This is a genomic window from Collinsella sp. AM31-2AC (assembly GCF_003469285.1).
Lineage (GTDB): Bacteria > Actinomycetota > Coriobacteriia > Coriobacteriales > Coriobacteriaceae > Collinsella > Collinsella aerofaciens_AT.
In genome coordinates, this window is sequence record NZ_QSJB01000026.1 from 1 (window position 1) to 23,473 (window position 23,473).

General features: G+C 53.2%; 25 protein-coding genes and 2 pseudogenes. 20 read left to right on the forward strand and 7 right to left on the reverse strand.

Going from position 1 to position 23,473, the window contains the following annotated elements; all coding sequences use genetic code 11:
• The 15 genes and pseudogenes from DW796_RS09620 to DW796_RS09690 form a co-directional block, all read left to right on the forward strand.
• On the forward strand, positions 1-1,243 hold a 1,243-nt coding region (locus tag DW796_RS09620), incomplete at its 5' end, for a sugar nucleotide-binding protein (RefSeq protein ID WP_118095050.1).
• Between the two features lie 16 nt (positions 1,244-1,259).
• A complete protein-coding gene (locus DW796_RS09625; RefSeq protein WP_118095052.1) occupies positions 1,260-2,378 on the forward strand; it encodes a glycosyltransferase in 1,119 nt (372 codons plus the stop codon).
• 33 nt (positions 2,379-2,411) lie between these two features.
• Positions 2,412-3,530, forward strand: coding sequence for a glycosyltransferase family 4 protein (locus tag DW796_RS09630; RefSeq protein WP_147351030.1), 1,119 nt, complete (start codon positions 2,412-2,414; stop codon positions 3,528-3,530).
• Positions 3,527-4,774: a hypothetical protein gene (locus DW796_RS09635; RefSeq protein WP_118095056.1), complete on the forward strand. Its 1,248-nt coding sequence runs from the start codon at positions 3,527-3,529 to the stop codon at positions 4,772-4,774. Before DW796_RS09630 ends, DW796_RS09635 begins: the two co-directional genes overlap by 4 nt.
• Before the next feature lie 46 nt (positions 4,775-4,820).
• Positions 4,821-4,988, forward strand: a pseudogene (locus tag DW796_RS10815) (4Fe-4S dicluster domain-containing protein); the annotation flags it as partial.
• A gap of 63 nt (positions 4,989-5,051) precedes the next feature.
• The gene (locus tag DW796_RS09640) at positions 5,052-5,945 is read left to right on the forward strand and encodes a Coenzyme F420 hydrogenase/dehydrogenase, beta subunit C-terminal domain (protein ID WP_233539723.1); all 894 of its coding nucleotides are present in this window, start codon (positions 5,052-5,054) and stop codon (positions 5,943-5,945) included.
• Between the two features lie 8 nt (positions 5,946-5,953).
• A complete protein-coding gene (locus DW796_RS09645; RefSeq protein WP_118095060.1) occupies positions 5,954-7,105 on the forward strand; it encodes a polysaccharide pyruvyl transferase family protein in 1,152 nt (383 codons plus the stop codon).
• Positions 7,095-8,408 (forward strand): flippase, encoded by a 1,314-nt coding sequence (locus tag DW796_RS09650; RefSeq protein WP_158567724.1) that lies wholly within the window; start codon positions 7,095-7,097, stop codon positions 8,406-8,408. Before DW796_RS09645 ends, DW796_RS09650 begins: the two co-directional genes overlap by 11 nt.
• Before the next feature lie 2 nt (positions 8,409-8,410).
• The gene (gene wecB / locus DW796_RS09655) at positions 8,411-9,505 is read left to right on the forward strand and encodes a non-hydrolyzing UDP-N-acetylglucosamine 2-epimerase (protein ID WP_118095064.1); all 1,095 of its coding nucleotides are present in this window, start codon (positions 8,411-8,413) and stop codon (positions 9,503-9,505) included.
• 17 nt (positions 9,506-9,522) lie between these two features.
• Positions 9,523-10,002 carry a hypothetical protein gene (locus DW796_RS09660; RefSeq protein ID WP_118095066.1) on the forward strand — a complete coding sequence of 160 codons (480 nt, stop codon included), beginning with the start codon at positions 9,523-9,525 and terminating at the stop codon, positions 10,000-10,002.
• A gap of 314 nt (positions 10,003-10,316) precedes the next feature.
• Entirely contained in the window at positions 10,317-10,883 is a 567-nt protein-coding gene (locus tag DW796_RS09665; protein WP_147351032.1) for a hypothetical protein, read from the forward strand.
• 60 nt (positions 10,884-10,943) lie between these two features.
• Positions 10,944-11,279, forward strand: a complete 336-nt coding sequence (locus DW796_RS09670) for a UDP binding domain-containing protein (RefSeq protein WP_118095070.1) — start codon at positions 10,944-10,946, stop codon at positions 11,277-11,279.
• An 86-nt stretch (positions 11,280-11,365) separates the two neighbouring features.
• Positions 11,366-11,857, forward strand: a complete 492-nt coding sequence (locus DW796_RS09675; RefSeq protein WP_118095072.1) for a helix-turn-helix domain-containing protein — start codon at positions 11,366-11,368, stop codon at positions 11,855-11,857.
• Between the two features lie 29 nt (positions 11,858-11,886).
• Positions 11,887-12,729, forward strand: a complete 843-nt coding sequence (locus tag DW796_RS09680; protein ID WP_233539724.1) for an IS3 family transposase — start codon at positions 11,887-11,889, stop codon at positions 12,727-12,729.
• 607 nt (positions 12,730-13,336) lie between these two features.
• Positions 13,337-13,618, forward strand: coding sequence for a hypothetical protein (locus tag DW796_RS09690; RefSeq protein WP_117860055.1), 282 nt, complete (start codon positions 13,337-13,339; stop codon positions 13,616-13,618).
• A 106-nt stretch (positions 13,619-13,724) separates the two neighbouring features.
• Here DW796_RS09690 and DW796_RS09695 read toward each other — a convergent pair whose 3' ends face one another.
• From DW796_RS09695 to DW796_RS09710, 5 genes and pseudogenes are all read right to left on the reverse strand, one after another.
• On the reverse strand, positions 13,725-14,339 hold the full coding sequence (locus DW796_RS09695) for a hypothetical protein (RefSeq protein ID WP_118095078.1): 615 nt from the start codon (positions 14,337-14,339) through the stop codon (positions 13,725-13,727).
• A gap of 332 nt (positions 14,340-14,671) precedes the next feature.
• Positions 14,672-15,292 (reverse strand): transposase, encoded by a 621-nt coding sequence (locus DW796_RS09700; protein ID WP_118095079.1) that lies wholly within the window; start codon positions 15,290-15,292, stop codon positions 14,672-14,674.
• A 166-nt stretch (positions 15,293-15,458) separates the two neighbouring features.
• Positions 15,459-15,809 (reverse strand): annotated as a pseudogene (locus DW796_RS10820) (transposase); the annotation flags it as partial.
• Between the two features lie 68 nt (positions 15,810-15,877).
• On the reverse strand, positions 15,878-16,048 hold the full coding sequence (locus tag DW796_RS10465) for a hypothetical protein (protein ID WP_158564989.1): 171 nt from the start codon (positions 16,046-16,048) through the stop codon (positions 15,878-15,880).
• 28 nt (positions 16,049-16,076) lie between these two features.
• Complete coding sequence (locus DW796_RS09710; RefSeq protein WP_117803216.1) at positions 16,077-16,277, reverse strand: hypothetical protein; 201 nt, start codon at positions 16,275-16,277, stop codon at positions 16,077-16,079.
• A gap of 293 nt (positions 16,278-16,570) precedes the next feature.
• Here DW796_RS09710 and DW796_RS09715 point away from each other — a divergent pair, with 293 nt between their 5' ends.
• Both DW796_RS09715 and DW796_RS09720 read left to right on the forward strand, forming a co-directional pair.
• Positions 16,571-17,668 (forward strand): ATP-binding protein, encoded by a 1,098-nt coding sequence (locus DW796_RS09715; protein ID WP_117757187.1) that lies wholly within the window; start codon positions 16,571-16,573, stop codon positions 17,666-17,668.
• A 3-nt stretch (positions 17,669-17,671) separates the two neighbouring features.
• The gene (locus DW796_RS09720) at positions 17,672-19,978 is read left to right on the forward strand and encodes a S8 family peptidase (RefSeq protein ID WP_118095085.1); all 2,307 of its coding nucleotides are present in this window, start codon (positions 17,672-17,674) and stop codon (positions 19,976-19,978) included.
• 544 nt (positions 19,979-20,522) lie between these two features.
• Here the strand turns inward: DW796_RS09720 and DW796_RS10470 are convergent.
• Positions 20,523-20,678 carry a hypothetical protein gene (locus DW796_RS10470; RefSeq protein WP_158564991.1) on the reverse strand — a complete coding sequence of 52 codons (156 nt, stop codon included), beginning with the start codon at positions 20,676-20,678 and terminating at the stop codon, positions 20,523-20,525.
• 21 nt (positions 20,679-20,699) lie between these two features.
• Positions 20,700-20,990 carry a transposase gene (locus DW796_RS10475; RefSeq protein ID WP_117803213.1) on the reverse strand — a complete coding sequence of 97 codons (291 nt, stop codon included), beginning with the start codon at positions 20,988-20,990 and terminating at the stop codon, positions 20,700-20,702.
• 94 nt (positions 20,991-21,084) lie between these two features.
• Here DW796_RS10475 and DW796_RS09730 point away from each other — a divergent pair, with 94 nt between their 5' ends.
• The 3 genes from DW796_RS09730 to DW796_RS09740 all read left to right on the forward strand — a co-directional run bounded on the left by DW796_RS09730 (position 21,085) and on the right by DW796_RS09740 (position 23,238).
• Entirely contained in the window at positions 21,085-21,801 is a 717-nt protein-coding gene (locus DW796_RS09730) for a Panacea domain-containing protein (RefSeq protein ID WP_158567725.1), read from the forward strand.
• Positions 21,794-22,747 carry a hypothetical protein gene (locus DW796_RS09735; protein WP_118095091.1) on the forward strand — a complete coding sequence of 318 codons (954 nt, stop codon included), beginning with the start codon at positions 21,794-21,796 and terminating at the stop codon, positions 22,745-22,747. Before DW796_RS09730 ends, DW796_RS09735 begins: the two co-directional genes overlap by 8 nt.
• A 221-nt stretch (positions 22,748-22,968) precedes the next feature.
• Positions 22,969-23,238 (forward strand): hypothetical protein, encoded by a 270-nt coding sequence (locus tag DW796_RS09740; RefSeq protein WP_199579852.1) that lies wholly within the window; start codon positions 22,969-22,971, stop codon positions 23,236-23,238.
• Positions 23,239-23,473 lie beyond the last annotated feature (235 nt).

Consider the following 23,473-nt stretch of genomic DNA (forward strand, 5'->3'; position numbering starts at 1 on the left):
CGTGGCCCGCGGCAGCGTCTTCGGCGCCTGGGTGGACCTGCGCGAGGGCAGCGCCACCTACGGGAAGGTCTACACGACCGTACTCGATCCGAGCAAGGCCATCTACGTCCCGCGCGGCGTGGGCAACTCCTTCCAGGCCCTGGAGGACGGCACCGCCTACACCTACCTGGTGGACGCCCACTGGTCGCTCGAGCTCAAGAGGACCTACACGTTCGTGAACCTCGCCGACCCGGAGCTCGCCATCGAGTGGCCCATCCCGCTGGAGGAGGCCACCGTCTCCGAGGCGGACCTCAACCACCCGTACCTCAAGGACGTCGTCCCCATGGCGCCCAAGAGGACGCTCGTCACCGGCTGCAACGGCCAGCTTGGCCATGCGGTCCGCGCGCTGGCCGAGGAGCGCGGCGTCGCCAAGGACTTCGACTTCTGCGATATCGACACCTTCGACATGTCCGGCCCGGAGGCCTACTCCCGCTACGACTGGTCGCTCTACGGCACGGTCATCAACTGCGGCGCCTACACGGCCGTCGATAAGGCGGAGACCCCCGAGGGCCGTGTCGTCGCCTGGAAGGCCAACGCCATCGGCCCGGCGCTTCTCGCCCGCACCTGCGCCGGGCACGGGATCACGCTCGTCCACGTCTCCAGCGACTACGTGTTTGACGGCACTGTCGGGGAGCACGGCGAGGATGAGCCCTTCAGCCCGCTTGGCGTCTACGGCCAGACCAAGGCCGCCGGCGACATCGCCGTGGCGAACTGCCCCAAGCACTATATCGTTCGTTCGAGCTGGGTCATCGGCGATGGTAAGAACTTCGTACGCACCATGGCGGCGCTCTCAGACCGCTGTGCCGACCTTGATGACGCGCTGACTCAGGTGACGGTGGTGGATGACCAGTTTGGACGCCTCACCTTCACGCGCGACATGGCCGAGGGTGTCTTCTGGCTGCTCGGTTATCGCAAAGGGGACCTCGAGCCGAGCGCTCCTTGCGAATATGGCACTTACAACCTCTCCGGATCCGGAGAGGTTGTCTCCTGGGCCGATATAGCTGTCAAGGTCTTCGAGCTACGCAATGGTAACGCCGATGCTGTGAAGCCCGTGAGTGCCGATGAGTACTACGCGAGCGCAAAGGGGCCTATCTCGCCCAGACCAATGCATTCTACGCTAGACCTCTCAAAGATTAAATTAATGGGCTTTATGCCACGGAAATGGGAGGAATGTCTGAGTAACTTTGTGACTAGGTATTGTTGATATTTGGGGTAGAAGAATGAAATACGTACAAATTAATGCTTACTCAGGCGGTTGGGCTAAATCCATAATTTTTAAAAAGCACGAAGAATTGATTTCGCAAGGGAATGAATCTTGGGTTTTTTGGGCTCGCGGTGAACATGCCCAAGATGAGCATTTGCGTAAGATTGCTTATTACCCAGAAGTATGTTTCGATGCCCTTCAAACACGTCTCGATGGCAAGGTCGCTTTCCATTCTCGTCATATAACGAATAGGCTTCTCAGGATGCTTGATGAAATTGATCCTGATGTCGTTCATCTACATGTGCTTCTTGGCTATTACATCAATATTGAGATGCTATTCACTTGGCTATCGAATCATAGATGTCAGGTTCTTTGGACCCTACATGATTGTTGGGCCTTTACTGGACACTGTATTCATTTTGAATACGTTCAATGTGAGCAGTGGAAATCTCACTGCGGCAAGTTCTCTCAATGCCCTCAGCCGGATGCTTACCCAGAAACAATTAGAAAAGGCATGGAAAGCTGGTCTTTTGAAAAAAAGAAGTCCATATTCACCATGCTTCCGCCTGAGCGAATGAGATTGATTGTTCCCTCTAGATGGCTTGAGGGGCTTGTTCAGCAAAGCTTTCTTAGTAAGTACGATATTACTGTTCAACATAATCAGATTGATAAGTCGATTTTTCGACAAATTGATAGCTGTTTTAAAAAGAATAATGGCTTGGAAAATAAGACATTGATACTAAGCGTTGCCTCGAAATGGACTGAAAGGAAAGGATTGAATGACGTCATTCATTTGTCTCAAGTACTCGATCTAAATAACTACGCTATCGTTGCAGTTGGACTTAATAAACAACAGATTAAACAAGCCCCGACTAGCATCATTGCTCTTCCGCGAACCGATACGGTCGACGAGCTAGTTGATATCTATAACGCTGCTGATGTCTTCTTTAATCCTACTAGAGAAGATAATTACCCAACGGTAAATCTAGAAGCTGAAGCATGCGGTACGCCCGTCATAACTTACGATACTGGTGGATGTGCTGAAACCATATGCTTGGAACAGTCGAAAGTGGTTGAGTCTTTCCAACAGGCAGTTTTGACAATTAAAAATATTTTCGACAACTGTGTTGAATAGTTCATTCGACCCTTGCATTCGATTGGTATTGACATGGCAAAACAAATTAAAAAAATTGTTTATATCTTAAAGCCCTCGGTGGATATTTACCCTCCGTGTGTTTCTCAAATTCGAATAATCAAAGATCTTGGTTATGAAATTGAAGTCTGGTTTGGACATTGCGGAGCCGCAACTCGGAGTCTTCTCGAAGCAAGCGGAGTCTCAATGATACAGCTCCGATTTGCCCCCGATTCAACCACATCTAAGGTTGGTAAATTGCGCAATTGGCTCGAATATCGTCACGCAGTTCTTAAAAAAATGAAAGCAGAAGATCGTGACCATGTTTTGTTCTGGTTCGGAACTGCCGAATCAGCCATCCCTCTATTTCCACTTGATCGAAAGAGAAGAATGGTTATGTCCGTGCTCGAGCTCATGGACGATAGGAAAGTATCGCGATTTCTTTCTGCACACATAGCGCGTAAATGTATTGCTGTTACAGCATGCGAGGACAACAGAGCAAATATAATGCGGTTCTGGTGGAATCTAGATCGTAAGCCCTTTGTGATCCCTAACAAACCTTATGAGATTCAGATCTCAGTTAACGCCAAACCCTCTTGCGGTGAGGTGGAAGAAGCACTTAGGCTTATTGGAGATCGTCCTTTTGTTATATATCAAGGGATTTTCCAAAATGTTGAGTATATCTCTAAAATTGCCTATGCTTTAAGTCAGGGTACAGACATGCCTCTTCTCGTTATGATGGGCAGTGACAGGCGAAACATAGTTCCTCAGATTAAAAAGATATATAAAAATACTATCTATATCCAGCACATTCAATCGCCAAACCACCTTGAGATTACAAGTCACGCGTTGCTTGGCGTTGTCTGCTATGACCATTCATCGCTTAATAAATTATATTGTGCTCCAAATAAGATATTCGAGTACTCGAAATTTGGTATTCCGATGCTTGCGAATGATGTTCCTGGACTTATTCATACAGTTGGGGCTTATAAGGCCGGGGTTTGCGTCGACTTTGATTCGCAAGAAGAGGTTGCAGTTGGTATAGAGAAGCTGCTGGTTGGCCATGATGAGTATTCGAGCAACGCGATAAATTATTATAATTCGATAGATAACCGTGAGACAGTCAGGCGTTTGCTCGAAAAGGCTACTCAATGATTATTACTATATGCGACGTGTTGATGCTCCTGGCATGCACTTTGGTTGCTGGGATATCTTATAGAAGAATGTTCCGCACTCCCAGAACAGTCCTAGTTGACCTAGTGGTTATTGTTGTCTATATGTTTATGTGTCTGCCGATTGTCTTTAATTACACGGTCGGTATTCCTACGTATGACACCGCATACTGGTATAAAGTTTTCTTGCCAGGCATGGCCGATGAAGGCACGGTCTTTCTGTATGACATCTACGTAGTTCTCGTTATGCTTGCGCTTCATTTCTATGGAACAAAAAGGTTAAAGAATGACGACCGTGTTTTAAGCGACTTTAATGTTGGAAAGTGGCGCTGGATTATGGAATTGGCCATCGCCCTTCCTTTGATCGTTATTGTTTTATCTGGCAATTTGGCGAAATATTCTATCTACGCGGATTCATTGGCGCGTGGTTTAAATGATTCCTTTGTATTCATCGAAAACTGTTCGCTGTTCTTATCCTTGTTTTGCTTTACGCTTCTTTACTTTGGTACTCCCGAAAGGACCAAACTTCATCTGTTAGTCCTCTGTTTTTATACATTTCTTGTGGCATGGGTTTCGGGTAAACGCTTCATTGTTGCTCTTGCTTTGATCATGTATCTGTTCGCTTTTTTAACTACAGAGAAGAACGCAGTTAAAAGAAATCGTTTATATAAAACCTTGCCTATTTTAGTCTTAGCGCTAGTTGCATTTTCTGGCTTCTATATGTCTGTTATCAAGCCATTAACTAACACGATTAATTACGATGTTTACGAAATGCTCCGGGTTGATTTTGGGCGTGATGACGTTACTAAATATGTGATATATCAAATGAATGTTCTTGGGAGACAGATAGTCGACTATCCAGGGGAAACAATTCTGTCGTTCATTTTTTTCTTCGTCCCGCGACAAATATGGCCGACAAAACCGTTTCAGCACTATCAATATCTAACCTCTTCCATTCTGAAAGTTCCGATAACGCAGCTTCCAGCTGGAACTACTCCATCTGGGTTCGAAATGTTTTTCGCCAATTTCGGACTTGTAGGGATGCCGCTATTCGCTTTAGCACTCGTGTTGTTTATTAAGTTATTTGACTCAAGTAATACAACGATGCCTCTAAGGTTGCTCGGATTGGTGCTTTGCCTAGTTCTTTTGACGCAAAGCATTGATGTCTATCTTGTATATGTTGTACTCGCTGTTGTTCTTCTGATTCGTAGGACTATTAAAGGTTGAGATATGAAAATAAACCAAGCGGATCTGATGGGAGTTGGATTTCATAATGTTTAGTGAAAACCATCTTTGTCCAACGAAGTCTAGTTGTACAGGGTGCGGGGCATGTGCGCGAGCTTGCCCTAAATCGTGTATTAAGCTTCTAGAAAATGGCGAGGGATTTGCAATTGCGCAAGTCGATGAGGTTGTTTGTGTCGATTGTGGAGCATGTCTTCGCTGCTGTCCCTTTACCTCAAAATCAACGAATAAGAAGCGTCCTCAAACCACGTTTGCGTTTCGCATGAACAATGTTGATGAACGAAAACTATCTGCTTCTGGCGGAGCTTTTTCGTCACTTGCAAAAATTGTATTGGATGAGGGAGGGCTTGTTTGCTCTGCCGTTGACAACATTGACCAGGGGGGGCATTTCGTCCTTACTGATGAACCATCCGTTGTTAGTGAAATGCTCGGCTCAAAGTATTATTACATCGATTTAACCGATGATGTCATAGAGGACCTGATAACCGCTCTTGAAGACAGAGTTGTTCTGTTCTGCGGTCTTCCTTGTCAAGTATATGCTGTGCGCCAGGCTACTAAGAACTCCAGTAACTTCATTGGTGTCGATTTGCTATGCCAAGGTGCGCCTTCCTATCAAGTTGTTAAGACCTATAGGGATGAGGAAGAACGTAAAAAAGGGAGCAAACTGGCAAGGCATTCGTTTAGAAATAAAGATGACAATTATAAGGGGTATACGGCGGAGCTCGTCTTCAATGACGGCTCATCCGTTCGTAAACATGGCGATCTGAACTTGTATACGTGTTCTTTTCAGCACAAGCTCTTTTTGAGAGAGGCCTGTTTTCATTGTCCGTTCTCTTCTTCTGATCGTGTTGGAGATATAACTATCGGAGATTTTTGGGGCTTGGAGTCGTTTGATGGCGATTCGCCAAGTGAGGTTTCTTTGGTTCTTTGTAACACTGTTGTTGGTGAAAGACTCATAGGTAAGTTGCATTCGTTTGGCAAGATTGAGGTCCATTCTCTAGAGGAAGCGGTAAAGGGCAATGCCCCTCTAAGAGGACCTGTGCAACGGCCCCTCGCCAGGTCTTATAGTTTTAACCTTATGAAATGGTTTGGTTTCCGCGCCTCCACGATAATGTGTTACCCGAAATATCTGGTTAAGAAGCTTGTTTGTAGATAGGATTTCAAATGAGAATTGGAATTATAACGTACCATTTTGCGGAAAATTATGGGTCTGCTTTTCAATCATATGCGCTTTCCGCTTATCTGAATTCTATTGATGGGCTTGATGCATTTCTTCTTGACTATGTTACAGACAGACAGGAGATGAACAATTCGCTCTATGGACATAGGAAGGGACTTGTTAAGGTTGCCCTTGCCGCCGCATATCTGCCGTTTCATACTTGGCGCAGTCGTAAAAGGAAGAGATTTCAACTGTTTGCCTCACAGCATTATTCTCTTTCAAGAAGATTGAAAAACGTTGAACAGCTCCAGAGATTCGCCAATGGCATCGATGATCCTTCCGAGGCGTGTGATGTTCTCGTAAGCGGTAGTGATCAAGTTTGGAATCCGTTGATTACCGATTTTGATGAGGCTTTTTTCTTTCCATTTAGCAGTAATGGAAAGAAAGTAGGGTATGCGATTAGCCTTGGGCCAGCAGTTGGTGACGATGTTCGTCCTTTTCTGAACGATGCTAAAGATTTTAGCTCCATTTCAAGTAGAGAGCGGGGCGCTGCAGATGTTCTAATTGATTTGGGACTTAACGTCGATAGAGTTGTTTGCGACCCTGTATTTTTAGTTGGGGCGGATGAGTGGCGCAAACTTGCAAATAAATCAGCTGTTAACTATTCCAATGCTAAACCTTATATTGCTTGTTATTTCCTGAATAAGCCAAATATGAGCACTTATTTTAAATGGGCTCGTTCCATCGCATCTGAACTTGATCTCGAATTGCGGATTGTCAACGCGGCTTACTCCAAACACACTTTTCAAAAGGGTGTCATTCTAGACTCAGGTCCGCTCGAGTTTTTGAATCTGTTCATGAATGCTGAGTTCGTATGTACCGATTCATTTCATGGCACTGCCTTCTCTACTATTTTCGAAAAACAGTTCCTTTCATTCGATAGGGCAAACGGATGTACTGATGCTCGTAAGTCAGATTTACTTAATGCATTAGATATGCATGATCGCTTAATGAGGGTCGGTGAATATAACGGTGATTGCCCTGAGCCAATCCAAGAGAATCGCTTTGAGAAATGTCGAAAACTAAAGCAATCCTACGTACGTTCATCCATTGATTTTATCAATGAGGAGATTGCCGGAATTAGCAATGAGAACTAGAGACAACTTTCTTGCTGGAGAGGGAACGCTTTTTAAAAATGTCGGATGGCTTCTCGCGTTACAAGCGGTAAATATCGTACTGCCCTTTGTTACGGTCCCGTATGTGACGCGCGTTTTTGGGGCTGAGAGCTACGGCGTTTTTTCTATCTCCCTTAACTGGGTTACCTACTTTCAGTTGGTTGTTGAATACGGCTTCAATCTCAGCGCAACAAAAAAGGTAGTTGAAATAAGCGATAAGGAAAAACTAAATCGTCTCGTTTCGTCCGTCGTATTTGCTCGACTTGGGCTTGTTGCCCTCTGTTTTCTGGTCATGATGTTTCTTGGGGCGATGTCTTTGGCCACCGGTGACCAGCTTGCCTGCATGCTTGTCCTATTTTCCATGCTTTTTGGTGTTGCTATCCAGCTAAATTGGCTATTCCAGGGTTTGCAGGATATGAAATTTATTACCATTGCTACGGCTGCTGCTCGAGGACTCTCTGTTTTGCTCATTTTTCTATTGATAAATGACTCTGACCAATTGATACTTTATTCATTTTTATATTCGGTTACCTTTTTGCTTTCTGGCGTCTTCACTCATTTATTTGCTTGGAAGCGATATGGGGTTCGGATGGACTTCGTATCGTTCCAGCAGATCGTAATCGAATTGCGCGATGGAATGCCGATCTTCCTATCCTCTGCTGCTGGCAAAATAATCGGAAGTCTTGGAGTTACGGTTCTAGGGGCTTTTCAATCGAGCGCTATCGTCGGTTCATACGCCGCGATTCTAAAAATCCCCCAAATGGCTTCGCTTATGTTTACACCGATAGGTCAGGCACTTTATCCCCGCGTGAACGAAGAGCGTCTAAAGTCGCGCAGATCTGCCGCGAAGCTTGTATTTACGTTTGGCGTGCCTGTGCTTACCGTTTTTGCAGCTGGTCTAATGCTTGCTGTAGTTTTTAGAGAACAAGTAGTTGGCTTGCTGTTTGGCACTGAGTATCTCGTGTGTTCGGATTCGCTGATACCTCTCGCTCTCTGGGTTTTGTTTGGAATTGTGAACAACTTCCTAGGCGTTCAGCTTTTAATACCATTTGGATACCAAAGGTTATACAGTATTTTGATGGTTGCGGATACGATAGTCGCTCTAATTCTTAATATTGTGCTTGGCTATACATTGGGGGCAACTGGCGTCGCCATTGCGATCGCTGTTTCGGAAGCGCTCCTTACGTTCGTTTTATTTATTACTCTTCTTCGAGTTATTAGTAAATCGAACGGTCCAATTACGATTGCAAGTTTAAATAATCTGATGTGCTCAGGGAGGAAATAGGGATGAAAAAAATCATGCTCGTCTTCGGCACCCGCCCGGAGGCAATCAAGATGTGTCCGCTCGTCAACGAGCTGAAGGGGCGCGCGGAAGAGTTCGAGACCGTCGTGGCCGTGACCGGCCAGCACCGCGAGATGCTCGACCAGGTGCTGCGCGTCTTCGGTGTGGCTCCCGACCACGACCTGGCGATCATGAAGCCGGGCCAGACGCTGTTCGACGTGACATGCGACGTGCTGCTCAAGCTCAAGGCCGTCCTCGAGGACGAGAGGCCCGACGTGGTCCTGGTCCACGGCGACACCACGACCAGCTTCGCCGCGGCGCTCGCGTGTTTCTACCTGCAGATCCCCGTGGGGCATGTGGAGGCCGGCCTGCGCACGCACGACATCTACAGCCCCTGGCCGGAGGAGTTCAACCGCCAGGCGGTTGACATCGTGAGCGGGTACTACTTCGCGCCCACGGAGGCCAGCAAGCAGAACCTGCTCGGCGAGGGCAAGCCCGAGTCCGGGATCTGGGTCACCGGCAACACCGGCATCGACGCCCTGCGCACCACCGTGCGCGAGGGGTACTCCCATCCCGAGCTCGATTGGGCGGAAGGCTCCCGCCTCATCCTCATCACGGCGCACCGCCGCGAGAACCTGGGCGAGCCCATGCACCGCATGTTCCGCGCCATCCGCCGCGTGATGGAGGAGCACCCCGACACCAAGGCGATCTACCCCATCCACATGAACCCGCTCGTCCGAAAGGCCGCCCACGAGGAGCTCGACGGCTTCGACCGCCTGCACATCATCGACCCGCTCGAGGTGCTCGACTTCCACAACTTCATGGCGGCGAGTCACCTCATCCTCACCGACTCCGGCGGCATCCAGGAGGAGGCCCCGAGCCTGGGCAAACCGGTGCTCGTCATGCGCGACACCACGGAACGTCCCGAGGGCGTGGCCGCCGGCACGCTGAAGCTCGTCGGCACCGAGGAGGACGTCATCTACCGCGAGTTCAGCCGCCTGCTCAGCGATCAGGCCGAGTACGAGGCCATGAGCCATGCATCGAACCCCTATGGTGACGGGCACGCGAGCGAGCGAATTGCTGACGTGCTTGCGAAGTAGTTATCTCTGAGCTGTTTATGAAGCTGCTCTTTTGGAACCTAAATAAGAAAGACAATGCCGATCTTGCCCTCACGTGCATGCGAGAGGAAGAGGTCGGCATTGCTGCTTTTGCCGAGTTTTCTCATGCCGACTTTTCAGAAGAAAAGATAGAAGGTGTTGGCTATAGGCTGTTAGGTTTTGGCGGATGTGACAAGGTCAAGGTTATTGCTCGAGAGTCCATTGAAGTTCTTGACTGTTTCGAAGCGTCTCGATTTACCGTGTTGGCGATGAAATCAGGTCAATCTTTTTTTGTGGGCGTAGCCCATCTACCCGACCGCATGTCTTCGCCAGATCCTGAATCCAGGCTAATGGATATTCGTGTAATGATGGATGAAATCCATGGGTATGAAAACGTACTATCTATTTCCAAAACGATTATTCTGGGCGATTTTAACGCAAATCCATATGACAAGGAACTGCTTCTTCCCAATGCCTTTAATGCGATGTTATTTAAGTGAATAGTTAAAAATAAATCATCCAGAACGTGGCGTGAGGTCGAATATCCTTTTCTATATAACCCTACGATTCATTGGTTATCAGAGGAGTCGGAAAACTACGGCTCTTTATATTATTCTGGGGATTGCACTGGTCCCATTTGGAACTGCTATGACCAAGCACTGGTTAGTCCAGAATTGATGGATTGCATCAACTCCTATAGTTATCTAAAGAGAATAGGCGATTGTGAATTGATTGCAAAAGTTCGTCCCAACAGGAAGATTAGCGATCATTTGCCGTTGTTAGTTGATATCGATTTGAATCAGGTGAGTTAGTCGTGACTTCCGGTAGCAACCCGTGGGCAGAGGTGTTCAATCAGTCTAAGCAAAAGACGACAGAAGGGATTATTCCATTTATTAATCAACAGGTCAAAATGCTGTCTGAGGCATCTGGAGGCAAGGTCAAAGGGTTGTTTTCACTGACTTGCGACGTTAACAGGACTCTTGTTTCAGCGCTTGATTTGGCTGAAAGTGCATCTACGGTAGTTTCAAGAATTATTTCAGCAGGTACAGTTCATTATGCTCCAGACTCCGATCTTAAAGACGCTAGTGATCTATACAAGAAAAATGACTATTGCTTTGAGATTCGTTCGGATAGATACCGATTTAGGGTATTCACCATTGAGTTTGGCCCGTCGTATCCTGCTGCCATGACCCTCGACCGAGGCATGTGCAAAGATCTTGCAAAGATCTACGATCGTTATAAGTTCGAAGAGGCCGAACCGTGCAATATCACGATACGAGACGATGATGATCTCAATCGTGTTTTCAATGAACTTCTAAGGAGCGAGAAGCTGATTTATATCTGCAATAGGCTGATGAAGGATGCTAAGGTGACAGTTTAGCGTTATCAGCCGTCTTTAAATTGCAGCCGTCGTGAAGGCAACCGCACCCGCAAGGACTTCGTGGCCGACGAGGTTCTGCAGATGGTGTGGAACCGCGTCTATCCCGGCAAGGAGAAGCCGGTCGTGGGCGTCTACCGACTGACGATGAAGTCCAACTCCGACAACTTCCGCGCGAGCTCCATCCAGGGCATCATGAAGCGCGTGAAGGCCAAGGGCGTGCCCGTGGTGGTCTACGAGCCCACGTTGGACGCTGAGGACTTCTTCGGCAGCGAGGTCACCCATGACCTTGAGACCTTCAAGCGTGAGTGCTCCATCATCGTGGCCAACCGCTGGAGCGACGATCTCGCGGACGTGGCGGATAAGGTGTACACGCGCGATCTCTTCAAGCGCGACTAGCGAGCTTTCTCGGAGCGATAAGAGGCCCCCAGCCACCACTGAACTGCCTCCCATTTCTTGGACATGAGAAATGGGAGGCTTTCTTTATGCGCGTTGATTTGAGAGTGAAGCATGATATCGAGGCCAGGAAGGCGGCCATGGGGCTCTTCGAGCTCGGGCACGGGTATAAATCTGCCGCGATTGCCCTTTCGCTTCCCGTGGAAGCCGTGAGAAGATGGCAGGAGATATACCGCGCATTCGGGAGCGAGGTGCTGCTGCGCATGGACGGAAAGCAGGGCAGGTACACATACGAGCAGAAGGTCGCCGCCGCCTCCGCCGTCGTCGACGGCGGCATGACGAAGACCGAGGCGATGGCGGCGTTCGGCATAATGTCGATGTCGCCGCTCAAGAAGTGGTGCGCGCTATACCGCCGGGGCGGCGCGGAGGCCCTGCGCACGAGGCCCAAGGGCCGGCCGAAGGGTTCCAAGGCGAGGCCGCGGACCCGCGAGGAGGAGCTCGAGGAGCGGTGCCGTAGGCTCGAGGCCGAGGTGGCCTACCTAAAAAAATTACGCGCCCTGGTCGAGAGGGACGGGCTCTGACCAGGGCGAAGGCCGAAGCGGTCGCGGCCCTGCGCGCCGAGGGGCACGCGCTCGGGCACCTGCTCGCATGCGCCGAGCTCAAGCGGTCGACCTACTACTACGCCCTCGCGCACCCGCCGAGGCCCACGCGCCCCGAGCTCCGGGGGGCGGCCGCCGAGATCTTCTCGCGCACCGCCAACGGCTGCGGGCACCGGCAGATAGCGATGTGCCTCAGGGCGGAAGAGGGGGCCGTGATAGCCGACAAGACCGTGCTCAAGATGATGCGCGAGATGGGGATTCGCTGCGGTATCAGACGCGAGACGGCCTACCACAGGTACAACTCGTACAGGGGCGTCGTCGGCAGGACGTTCGAGAACGTGATCGCGAGGGATTTCGACGCCGGGGCCCCGTGGCGGAAGCTGGGAACGGACGTCACCGAGTTCAAGGTGGCGGGCGGCAAGGCCTACTGGGCCCCGACGCTGGACTTCTGCACCAAGGAGATCGTGGCGAGCGACATATCGACCACGCCCGACATGGCCCAGCAGGTCAGGATGCTCGACGAGCTGCTGTCCAAGATCCCCGAGGGCGCCGCCCCGACCATGCACTCGGACCGGGGCTGGCAGTACCAGCACGCCTCGTACACATCCAGGCTCGAGGCCGCCGGCATCGTCCAGAGCATGTCCAGGAAGGCGAACCGCATCGACAACGCCGCCACCGAGCAGCTCTTCGGCCACGTCAAGGACGAGTTCTACCGGGGCCGCGAGTGGGAGACGTTCGAGGATTTCAAACGCGACCCGGAGGAATACATAGTCCACTGGAACACGAGCCGGAGGCAGGTAAGATTGAAGGGCCCGACCCCGGAGGAGTTCCGGAATCAGGCCCTCGCGGCCTAGTCGCTATTTAGGGCGTCCAAGATTTGGGACGCAGTTCACACGCGGTGGCTGGGGGCCTTTCTTGTTTAGGGCAAGCCATGGAGGCGTTGTGCATGTCATTCGTTCGTCGCGACGCCACTTTCCATGACAGCGGGTGCCTTACCGGTCGTTGGCGCAATAGTATTTATCAAAATGTATATGTCAATGATTATTTTGGCATGTTATGCTCGCGGAATATGGCCGTCTGGGCATCGAAAGCTGACACTCGGAACGGGAGGGCAGCGCTATCATAGCCGGGCATCAAAACCCCAATTCAATCTCCGTCGTCCGTAGGGAGGCCGCGCCATGCTTGCCATCGCCGAGCTCCTCACCAAGGCCCTCGAGACCCTCTTCAGGCGCAAGACGGTCAATGTGGCCGCGTTCGCCAACAGCGACGGGCCCGTTAGCGACATCCCCCTGGGCTACTTCTCCAGCGACCGCATCAAGAAGCACCCCGAGAAGCCGATCAACAGAATTGCGACTGAGCGCTTCGTGATTATGGCGAGGGCCGCGCTTTCGGGGGACTCCTACTACGACGTGCTGACCGTCTCCTCGCGCGCGCCGCATCCTCGTGAAAAGCTTCGACGCTGTGACGCGCGACTTCGTGATCGTGGGGGCCAATGCCGGCGAATACGGGTTCATAGCGGGAGCCCAGGTCGCGTTCCTGCAACGCGTCATGGGTCTGGTCGTCGGCAAGGAGGCCGTTGATAAGGACGAGGTGGCGCGTGCCCTTGCCAACGAAGCACGGGCCGCGCTCGCGGCCCAACCCTCGACGGGCAAGCACCTGCGTGTGGCGGCTCCGGGCGGCAGGCGCTGTGGCCAAATTAAAGGGTCTTCGAGAACAACACAGCTTCGCGCGGACGCGCCGTAAACGCTGTCGCCCCCACATGGGGCCACTTCATGAAGCCCGCCGTCAAACAATGGAGCATCCGAAAAATTCTCGGGCGCTCCAAAACCAAGTCCATCTTTATTTGCTGCTACCGCTTCTTGAGCAGCACCCAATCGAGGTCGGGCTCGAACACGCGCGGCTTCCAATCCCCGGCGATTTCGTCAATGTGCAGTGATATGCGCCTGTCACGCTCGTCAAAGTAATCGAGTCTGAGCTCGTCGAAATCGGGCACGTTTTCATGCTTTAGGCAGAAAAGGCACTTCTTGTTCACGATGCTGTTGGGAGGCAGCGTGAAAGAATACGAGTTATGGGCATCCTCCTCGCCATACTCTGAAGTTGTCACTTCAGTAACCTTTTCCCCCGCAGCTCGCTTTTTCTCTGTGTATTCGATTTGCACAGTTTTAGCGACTTCCTTGCCGTTCCTGTAGGGAACAACATCGACGTTTCGGACCACCCGCGAACGTCCCGTCGTGTTCTGGAACTCGAGCTTGAGCGGCACAACAAGCAAAGATTGCCCGCCGTCCTCGTGAAATCCCCATCTCTTCTTATTGTCAACGACCGTGCGTTTAGCGTAAATTCTAAGCTTTCCCTTGCGATCAAGCCACCTTGTAATGAGCATAATTACAAAGCTGCTAAAGAAGCCTATGAACCCGCCAATGAGAGTATCGGCACTGCCGGCTAAGAGGAATGCGAGATGTTGCACAAGGCCTTCCCTTCTAGTCTCTTAAACAAATTGCGAGTCTACACCTTGTCCGCAACGTCCGCGAGCTCGTTGCCCAACGTTTGGTGACAATCACGTGGCACCCCTCTTGAACGCCTCAAGGTCGTGTGTGTCTCCTACAGGTGGAACTGCTGCTCGGTGAGCCACCTGCTCGTCGGAAGGGAGGTCAACATCAGGGTGACCGAGTCGACGGTCGAGGTGTTCCTGGCTGGAGAGCGAGTGGCGCACCCGCCCATGCCCTCCGGGCCGCGCAACCGCCACTCCACCAGGGAGTCCGACGTGTCACTTACAGGGTAGCGTCCCGAATGACGCTCCTATGAGCTGTCAAGTCCTTCACTGGCCGACATTTTGGCATTCAGGTAGCGGTCGTATTCGCGTCTGATTTCCTCGTGGGGGCATACGTCTCTTTCTATTTCGCTGAGTCTTACATTCGGCACGTTAAGCTCTCGGGCAATCTGCTGCTGGGTCAGGCTGAGCGATTTTCTCATCGCCGCAAGTTCCTCGCCCCGGGCGTACTTCAGCCTCATGGGGTGCCGCAACGTCGAGTAAACCTCCCTGGCTATGAATCTCTTTAGGCAGCGCATGGCCTCTCGCTTCGTCTTGCCGTCGGACTTGCGCTTTGCCATGTAGGCGAGCGTTCTCTCGTCCCCGCTCATCCTGCTTACGGCAATCATGTGGAGAGCTTTATTGGCCTGCCTGTTCCCGCCGCGGTTGAGCCTGTGCCTGTCGGTCTTTCCGCTGGAGGCGGGAATGGGGGACACGCCGCAGATCGAAGCGAAACTTGCCTCGCTCGGGATGCGCTCCGGGTTGTCGCCCGCGGCGATCGCGAGTTCCGCGGCGTTGACGGTGCCGCACCCCTTCACCTGCAGGAGGGCGCCATGCATTGGCCTCGATGAGCCGATGCATGGCGCCCTCCAATTGGCCTGCTTTCTCATCGAGCTCCAGCCAGGTCCTGGCGAGCGCCCTCAGGGACGCAAGCAGCGGCCCGGCGACGTCGTCTTCCGCATTCGGGCGGCAAGACCCCAGTTTCCTGTACAGGCTCGCTCCCTTGAGCGGCCGGTATTTGGTCCTGACCCGCTCCGGGGCCGACACCAAGAGGGAGCCTATGGCGTTGGATACGCTGGTCATGGTGTTGACGTGCATGGATCTCGCCACCGTAAGGGCGCACGGGGCCTCAACCCACTCGTTGTGGGACTTCGGCACTATGCCCTTTCCGGCAGCCACCGCGCGGGCGGCGTGCTCGGCGTCGATGCCATCGGTTTTGCCCTCTCCGACTCGCCTCTTTTCCCTCTTGGGGCGAAGTACTTCGAAGACGTCATAGCCGCGTTCCATGAGGTAGGAGCATAGACCGGCGCCATACGACGTCGTCCCCTCCATGCCTACCGCCACGCAGCCCGACGGGTCGCCGATTTCCTCCGCAAGTTGTTTGTAGCCCCATGTGGGTAAATTCAGTCGGCACTGACAATGCTGTTGTCAGCCATGTTGAATCCTCCCTATTCCACGAGTAAGGCGACCTCGCGCTAGTGCTTGTTGAGCCGCTTCTCGTCGGTTGCCACCCCCGCGTTGGAAAGCCCGGTCGTGCCGCCCTGGACACCGCCAGCCTTGCCGCCATAGAACAGCCAAGGCTTCACCTCCTTGAACACAGAGGCGTCGCCGTCGTGGCCGTCCGGCAGCGCCTTGGCCGCCTTCACATTGCGTACGGCCTGCCAGCCGCAGCTCCTACTCTGCGCGCTCGTCTGCCGCCCGGGCCTTCACCTGCTCGATCACGCCGCGTAGGGCATCGGCTGCCTCTGCGGTCTTGGCGGCCTCGGCCACCTGGCCCTCAAGCTCCTTGATACGTACCTCTTGCTTGGCGAGAAGGACCTTGAACTCGTCGGGGCCATCGTCGGTGGCGGCAACTTCTTCTTCCGCATGCTGCACTTGTTCGTCTGTTTACCCTTGCGGGTGCTGCTGCGTCTCCGTCGCCTGCCCACATCGGTGTCCTCCTTCATGGGAACCACTTTCGTGAATCACGCAGGCAGGAGCCCGCCCGAATGCATGTTAGGAGCAGGGTATTTCTCTGTCACAAGAGCGTAGTCAGCTCGAACTAAATCACATTTAGTATTGTGCCACTTTCGAAGAGCTCAAAGCTTTAGCACAATCTATAAGGTAGCAGCTGTAAATCTGCTATCCTAAGCATGTTCCAAATTTCCGCAATAGAGAGGAAATGGTATATGGAGGCAATAGACTACATACCTAGGCTGGTGAGAGCCTGTTTAGAGAATGACAGAAGACTCGTAGAATCAGTCTCGCTCACGGTATCCCGCAAGCTGAGACGTGATCGTCCCGATCTCGCTTCGGAGGTCGCTGGGGCTCTTGCCGCATCTGACATGAGAAGCGAGGCTACCCGCGCAGCCGAGATAAACCCGCTACCTATCGACCGAGAGACCCGCTTCTCCCTGGTAGAGCTCATAGAGCCAACCGAGCTACCGGATCCCATTCTCGATGCCGCAACTACAAAAGAGCTTGCCGACTTTCTCAAGGAGAGAGGTCTGATTCAGCGGTTTTTCGAGGATGGGATCGAACCCTCGAACAGCATACTCTTCATTGGCGCTCCGGGCGTGGGTAAGACATACACGGCCAACTGGCTTGCATACAAGCTCGCTCTTCCACTCATAACGCTCGACCTCGCAACCTCGATATCCAGCTATCTCGGTCGATCCGGGCAAAACATCAAGAGCGTCTTCGACTATGTCCGCGCACAGCCTGCTGTGCTCTTCCTGGACGAGTTTGACGCAATTGCGAAGCGGCGTGATGACGAGGGTGACCTCGGCGAATTGAAGCGCCTGGTGAACGTTCTTCTCAAAGAAATCGAGACATGCCCTAAGGGCAGCATCGTGCTTGCAGCGACAAATCATCCGGAGTTGCTGGATAGGGCGATTTGGCGGCGCTTCGACAGAGTTGTAGAGGTGCCGCTTCCCGAGGAGAACGAACGCATGCGACTCTTCGAGAGGCACCTGCCCAGCAACCGCTTCACGCTCTCGCCAGAGGTGCTCTTCTTCATGGTCGAGAAGAGCGCGGGCATGAGCGCCGCAGATATTTGCAAGCTTTGCGAGCATATTAAGCGCCAATCAGTGATGAACCCGGGCGAGAGCATAGAGATCATTTCTCTGAGCGAGCTGTGCTCCAAATGCAAACCTCAAACGAAGCAGGAGAAGAGTGAGGCATGCATAAAACTCAAAGAAATTAACCCAGCTCTTACCGTGCGAGACATTGCGCGGATCGTCGGAGTCGGCGCCTCGACGGTCTCCCGTTACATGAAGGAGGCATAAGCCATGTCCGGCCCGCTGCCAATTCTTGCCCACGGCGAATCGTATGCTCAGCCAGTTCAGAAGAAAACCGGTGGAGGTCCCAGGCCACAGCCACACGAGTACGAAGAGGCCAGGAACCGCCTCCTTGCTAATATCGGCACTGTGTCCAGGCAGATACAGACCGACCCCGATTCCTATCTCGAGGAAAAGGTGGTCTGTATACGTATGGAGCCCAAGTTCGAAGCAAAGTCCTATGCACCCTCATCGGTGCTCACCTCTTCGGACGAGTTGCAAATCATCGGCGGCAGGAGATACAAGACAGGCAACGTGCAACCTCAGAAGAACAGTGATGACGAAGACGCGGGAGAGCAGCCCGAGTTCGCGAAGCTCTACTTCCTGCGCACGACCTCAAAGGGCATCGCCGATTTTGAGAACGCGCTTCGCACCGGGTCAAACGCATCGGATGCATGGCGCAACGAGGTAATGTCCATCCGCTCCTTCGACCTGCTTGACCCTGGCGAGAAGATACTAGGCTTCGATGCGGAATGGAAAGAGGGACTGGTCGAGGCCGTGCTTCATCCGCTCCAAGAAAGCGCCGAGGATGCCATAGACCTGTTCTGCAAGGCAGCAGGTCTCGGTCGTGACAAAATCGAGGTTCGGACATACAAAGACGGCGTTACATTCATCGCCGCACAGTTGAGCAGGGAAGCCACTATGGCAGCAGCGAGAATCAACCCGTTGCGCACGGTTCACCCGATGGGAAGAATCGTCTTTGAGCCGATACGGAGCGCGATGAGCGCGCCAGCACCGCAGGTTGCTGCAGCCCAGAATGTCCCACCCGTGACCGTCGGCGTCTTCGATGGCGGATGCAATCCCAATGTCCCGCTCCTCGCCGGTTATGTCAATGCGCATGATGCCGTTGCATCACTGCCCGAACAAAACTGCATCGATCATGGAACGGGTGTCTGCGGAGCCGTGCTGCATGGCGAGCTTTCCGGTAAGGGGGCTAGTGACGTCCTCCCTGCACCTGAGGTGAAGGTTGAGAGCTTTCGAGTGCTGCCGCCGAGCGATCCCGTCGACATTGACCTCTACGAATCGATTGATGCTATCGAGTACGTAGTCGGGCACTATCCTGACATCCACCTGTATAATCTCTCGTTTGGCCCCACTGGCCCCATTCTCGACGATGACATCAGCCGCTTTACTTATGCGCTTGATGTGCTGTCGTACAACTGCGATGCCGAGCCGCCCCTCTTTTGCATTGCGGCCGGCAATGACGGTGATTTGCCAAGCCCAGATAATCGTGTGCAGTCACCAGCTGATCTGGTCAACGGCATCGGAGTTGGCGCGTTTTGTATATTGCCTGATGGTACGAAGGCACGCGCTCCATATAGCTGTGTTGGTCCGGGAAGAGAGGGTGCCAAAATCAAGCCCGACCTCCTTGAGTTTGGAGGGGACATCAACAAGCCATTCGTGGTGGTTGCCTCAAGCGGCAATGCTTTAGGCGCAAGCGCAGGTACCAGCTTTGCATCCCCCTTACTCGTCCACAAGCTTGGCAGAATGATGTCGCGAAGTGAGGATATCACACAGCATCTCGCCCGGGCTCTGGCCCTCCACAATTCGGAGCACAGTGATAGCTTTGTTCGAGAGGAGTACGGTTTCGGCATTGCTCCAGATGATCCATCGACTTGTCTGAACTGTGACGACAACCGTGTCACCACGCTATATCAAGGCACGCTCAGACCCAAGCAGCTTGTCTCGCTGCCGATATTTGCCCCCGGCATCGAGTCGGCGAAGGGGCTTATCACAATCAGTTGGACCATCGTTGCAGTCTGCAAAACGAATCCCAACGATTCGGATGCCTACACCTCAAGCTGCATAGTAGATACCCTCATTCCCCACGCCAACAAATTCACGTACTCGCTCAAAGGTACAAGCTATAGGCATACGGTGAATCTCGCCACCGAGGAGGGGCGTATCAAGGCGGCTGAGCTTGAACTACAGGGCTACACCTCATCAACCTTGCCGGTGAGCAAGCCTGCAAAGAAGTACTGGGAAGAGTCAGAGTTACGAGCCAACGACATGAAGTGGGACAGTGTCATCAGCAGGACACAACGCATGAAATCAAGCTCATTGTATGACCCGAAGCTGACGCTCCAATCCATATTCCGTAACAATAACGATCCCGATGCGCTCACTCGTTACTATGCTGTCGTGACGGTCGATGCTCCAGGCTACAATGGCAGTCTTTACAACAGTACGCTCCAGGAGTATCGCAACTTGCAGCCAATCAAGCTTAGGATTGAGCCGCGTCTTGAGGCAAGGAGTTAATAGAAGGGACGGCCATCGTGCATAATTGTCTGATGGCCGTTCTGCTACATACAAAGCAATAGATAGTATTAGGCAGACAAAACGATGCCTCTCTTGTCGAGTAACCTGTCTACTGTGTTGAACAATTCTTGAAAGTTTCCAAGGGTCACATTAACGAACTGATACCTTAGGTCTTTGGAATGTAGACTCTCTCTCCGAAGAGCTCAGTAATCCCCAAGTTGAATTGTGACTTGTCATGGCGACCTTCTCTTTCGAGGAAGGTCGCCATGACCCCATTCCGGTCTTGTGATTATTCGCTGATTATTGCATCAGTTTTGGTATGCCGTTCCATGCCGCACTGGCACGAGCTCCACGGTAGGCTGATACACATTGACACTAAGAACCTCTACGCGCCCGCAAGAAGCGTTTTCTTTTCAGAACAATCCAGATGGCACGAAGCGTGCGGTAGTGTCGCGATCGTTGGTGTAGGTCTCGGTTCTCAAGGGTAGCCGGAGTCGACCCGAGGAACCGAGAATCGCCTAGAATGCCGTCATCCTAGCGTATGTCACGCCGCCTTCCCGCCGGGAATCGGGCTGTCGGCCACGACGAGAGCGATGAACCTGGCCACGTGCTCGGCGACGGCGCCCTCGACGGCCCTGCCGATGGAGTCGTCGTTGAACCAGCGGCGGCCGACCCACTCCTTATCCATCTCGGCGAACACGGCGCCCATCATCCTGATGGGCTACTTCCTGCTCGGGAACACCTGTATGACGCGGCTGCGGCGCTTGAGCTCGCGGTCGGTGCGCTCCTGCACATTCTTGGTGCGCAGGCTGACGTGGTGCTCGCAGGGGAAGTCCAGGTAGCCCAGGGCGTCGGCCTCGGCCTTCTCGAGCACCTCGGCGGCCTTGGGGCAGACCCCCCCGATCTGATCGGTGACGAGCTGGGAGCTCGAGTCCGGGCTCGCCGACTGCAGAACCAGGCTCGCCGCAGCGGCACGCGTGGACGGCGTGTACAGGGAGCGCGCCCGCGCCATCAGCGGGGGGGGGTGCTGCGACCGCGAGATACGCGGTAGCGACCTTGGCCGCATGTGGGCGCTTCTGCAGGTTCGAGCGGAAGGATGTGAAGTGATGGGCGAAGACGTGAAATGGGCGTTGGGCATTGCGGTCACGGCGCTCGTGCTCGTGGCGTTTCTGCCGCTCGTGCCGGTCGTCCTGGTGCCGGGGCCGTGGAAGACTAGGGGGCGCATCCGAGACCGAAACCCCCCGTTGGAGGGGCCGTCCGGGCCGTCCGTTTTTTGTCCGGGCGAGCTGAGATGCTTTTATCGCGATACGCGCAGATGGGAAGCACATCACTGGTATGATGGGCAAAAGGAGGAGATTATGAACACGACCGCAAGCTACACCGCCATGGGAATCGCCAAATACGTAGTTGACAAATGCTATAAAGACAACAAGCCGGTCAGCAACCTACAGCTACAGAAGATGCTGTACTTCTTGCAACTAACTTTCATCAAGGGGTACGACTCGCCCCTGTTCGACGACACGTTCGAGGCATGGCAGTACGGCCCGGTCATCCGCGACGTATACGTCAAGTTCTCCGAGTTCGGCGGTTCGCCCATAAAGATGATTTTCCCTGACGCAGTCCGCTTCGAGAACGACGAGCAGGAAGATTTCATCAACACCATCATCGAAAAACTGCGAGGACTTTCTCCCTGGAACCTCGTACGGGTCTCCCATGCGAAGGGGTCCCCGTGGGATGAGGTCTACAATAGGCGCGGACAAGACAAGGGAATCATCCCAAACGGTCTCATCGTCGCGGCCGCAAAGGCGGACCAGAATGGCTGAGAATCAAGAAGTGCCCGCCGGCATGAAAAGAGCCCTTGAGATTCTGACGAGCGTTCTCCAAGCCGCAAACGGCGACTATCTTGAGAAATCGATGCTCATTGTTCCCGACGTCGAGGCGGACTCCGATGAGACACAGAAAAGGGATGCGCTGACCAAACTTCTGGAAACCTTAGCGTCCGACGACCCAGGCCTCTCCCTCTCGGATGAAAACATCGCCGACGTCAAGGCCTTCTTCGAAAAGCTGTACGGCGGGCAGGTGAAGTTCCGCCATAGATACTCGGACGTCTGCAACGTCGTGTTTGACTACAAGGATTGCGAGCTCGACCCGACGAACGTCCCATACCCCGCAAGCCGCTTGGCCGACAACATGGGCAAGGTCCTGACAAGCATGCTGGAAGACCGACCCCGCTCGGAGCAGGCCGATAGTGTACGTAAGCTGTGCGACCACATCGAGCTTGAGAAGACGCGCCTACTCCACTACACGGAGCAGATGAAGATGATGTGCTCCTTCGAGGAAAGGAGCACGCAACTCGACGAGCAAATCAAAGAGCAGCAGGAAAAGACGGAAAGCGAAATCAAACGTCTGGAAGATGACTCGCTGAAGCGAATTGAGGAGGAAAAGAGAGAGGCGCAGCGTGAAAACGTGTCCGTCCTCGGCGTGTTCACCGGCATCGTCGTCGCCTTCGTCGCGGGCCTGACCTTCTCCTCATCCATCCTGCAGAGCATCGACAGGGCGAGCATCTACAGGCTATGCGCGATGGCGACAGTGATAGGAGTATTCCTATTCGACACGATAGCGATCCTGCTCTCGTTCCTGGGAAAGGTGACCAGAGTTGAATGCCCTGACCTGGCCAAGATCGTGAAGATCGCAAACTTCATCGCCCTCGTCTTCCTCGCCGCCGCGGTCTTCGCGAGATTCTTCATCCCTATGCCAGCTTACAACTAGCAGGAAGCGGAAACACCTACGACTAATCAGGGCCGCCCTCCGGGGCGGCTCCCCGCTTTTCGCGGCGGGGCGCGATTGATTGGAGGTGACGCTTGGACGCCGACGAGCCGCTGGCGAACCCGCGTCACGAGACATACTGCCACGAGCGCGTTGCGAGCAGAACCCAGAGGCAGGCGAAGCTCGCCGCGTGGCCCGAACGCTCGCGCTGGAAGCCCGAGACGGTGGACAACAAGATCTGCAAGCTCGAGGCCGAGCAGGAGGACAAGGCTAGGATTGCGAGCTCCATCCAGGGCGTCATGAAGCGCGTGAAGGCCAAGGGCGTGCCCGTGGTGGTCTACGAGCCCACGCTGGACGCGCCGGAGTTCTTCGGCTCCGAGGTGACCCACGACCTGGAGGCCTTCAAGGCCGGCTGCGACGTGATCGTCGCCAACCGCTGGAGCGACGAGCTCACGGACGTGGCGGACAAGGTGTACACGAGGGATCTGTTTTAGAGGGAATAGGGGAGAGCTGACGGCTGCGGCGACTCTGTCCTTGTGCATAAATCCAATTATTGAAAAGAGGGTGTATCGGCGCAAACCGATACACCCTCTTTTGGTTAAACAAGTCCCATTAGCCTTTGATTACGCTTTTATAGATATACGTACGTTCTCCGGTCCTACTCTTCAATTACCACCGGTACCGTCAAGATTCTTTCGCAAATTGATCGAGGCGGCCTCGGCCCCGCCT

Bases quoted from the DNA above. Each gene is read 5' to 3' on its own strand.
- DW796_RS09625 (WP_118095052.1), top strand. From the start codon at position 1,260: ATGAAATACGTACAAATTAATGCTTACTCAGGCGGTTGGGCTAAATCC.
- DW796_RS09630 (WP_147351030.1), top strand. From the start codon at position 2,412: ATGGCAAAACAAATTAAAAAAATTGTTTATATCTTAAAGCCCTCGGTG.
- DW796_RS09635 (WP_118095056.1), top strand. From the start codon at position 3,527: ATGATTATTACTATATGCGACGTGTTGATGCTCCTGGCATGCACTTTG.
- DW796_RS09640 (WP_233539723.1), top strand. From the start codon at position 5,052: ATGAACAATGTTGATGAACGAAAACTATCTGCTTCTGGCGGAGCTTTT.
- DW796_RS09645 (WP_118095060.1), top strand. From the start codon at position 5,954: ATGAGAATTGGAATTATAACGTACCATTTTGCGGAAAATTATGGGTCT.
- DW796_RS09650 (WP_158567724.1), top strand. From the start codon at position 7,095: ATGAGAACTAGAGACAACTTTCTTGCTGGAGAGGGAACGCTTTTTAAA.
- wecB (WP_118095064.1), top strand. From the start codon at position 8,411: ATGAAAAAAATCATGCTCGTCTTCGGCACCCGCCCGGAGGCAATCAAG.
- DW796_RS09660 (WP_118095066.1), top strand. From the start codon at position 9,523: ATGAAGCTGCTCTTTTGGAACCTAAATAAGAAAGACAATGCCGATCTT.
- DW796_RS09675 (WP_118095072.1), top strand. From the start codon at position 11,366: ATGCGCGTTGATTTGAGAGTGAAGCATGATATCGAGGCCAGGAAGGCG.
- DW796_RS09700 (WP_118095079.1), bottom strand. From the start codon at position 15,292: ATGAGAAAGCAGGCCAATTGGAGGGCGCCATGCATCGGCTCATCGAGG.
- DW796_RS09715 (WP_117757187.1), top strand. From the start codon at position 16,571: ATGGAGGCAATAGACTACATACCTAGGCTGGTGAGAGCCTGTTTAGAG.
- DW796_RS09720 (WP_118095085.1), top strand. From the start codon at position 17,672: ATGTCCGGCCCGCTGCCAATTCTTGCCCACGGCGAATCGTATGCTCAG.
- DW796_RS10475 (WP_117803213.1), bottom strand. From the start codon at position 20,990: ATGGCGCGGGCGCGCTCCCTGTACACGCCGTCCACGCGTGCCGCTGCG.
- DW796_RS09730 (WP_158567725.1), top strand. From the start codon at position 21,085: ATGGGCGAAGACGTGAAATGGGCGTTGGGCATTGCGGTCACGGCGCTC.
- DW796_RS09735 (WP_118095091.1), top strand. From the start codon at position 21,794: ATGGCTGAGAATCAAGAAGTGCCCGCCGGCATGAAAAGAGCCCTTGAG.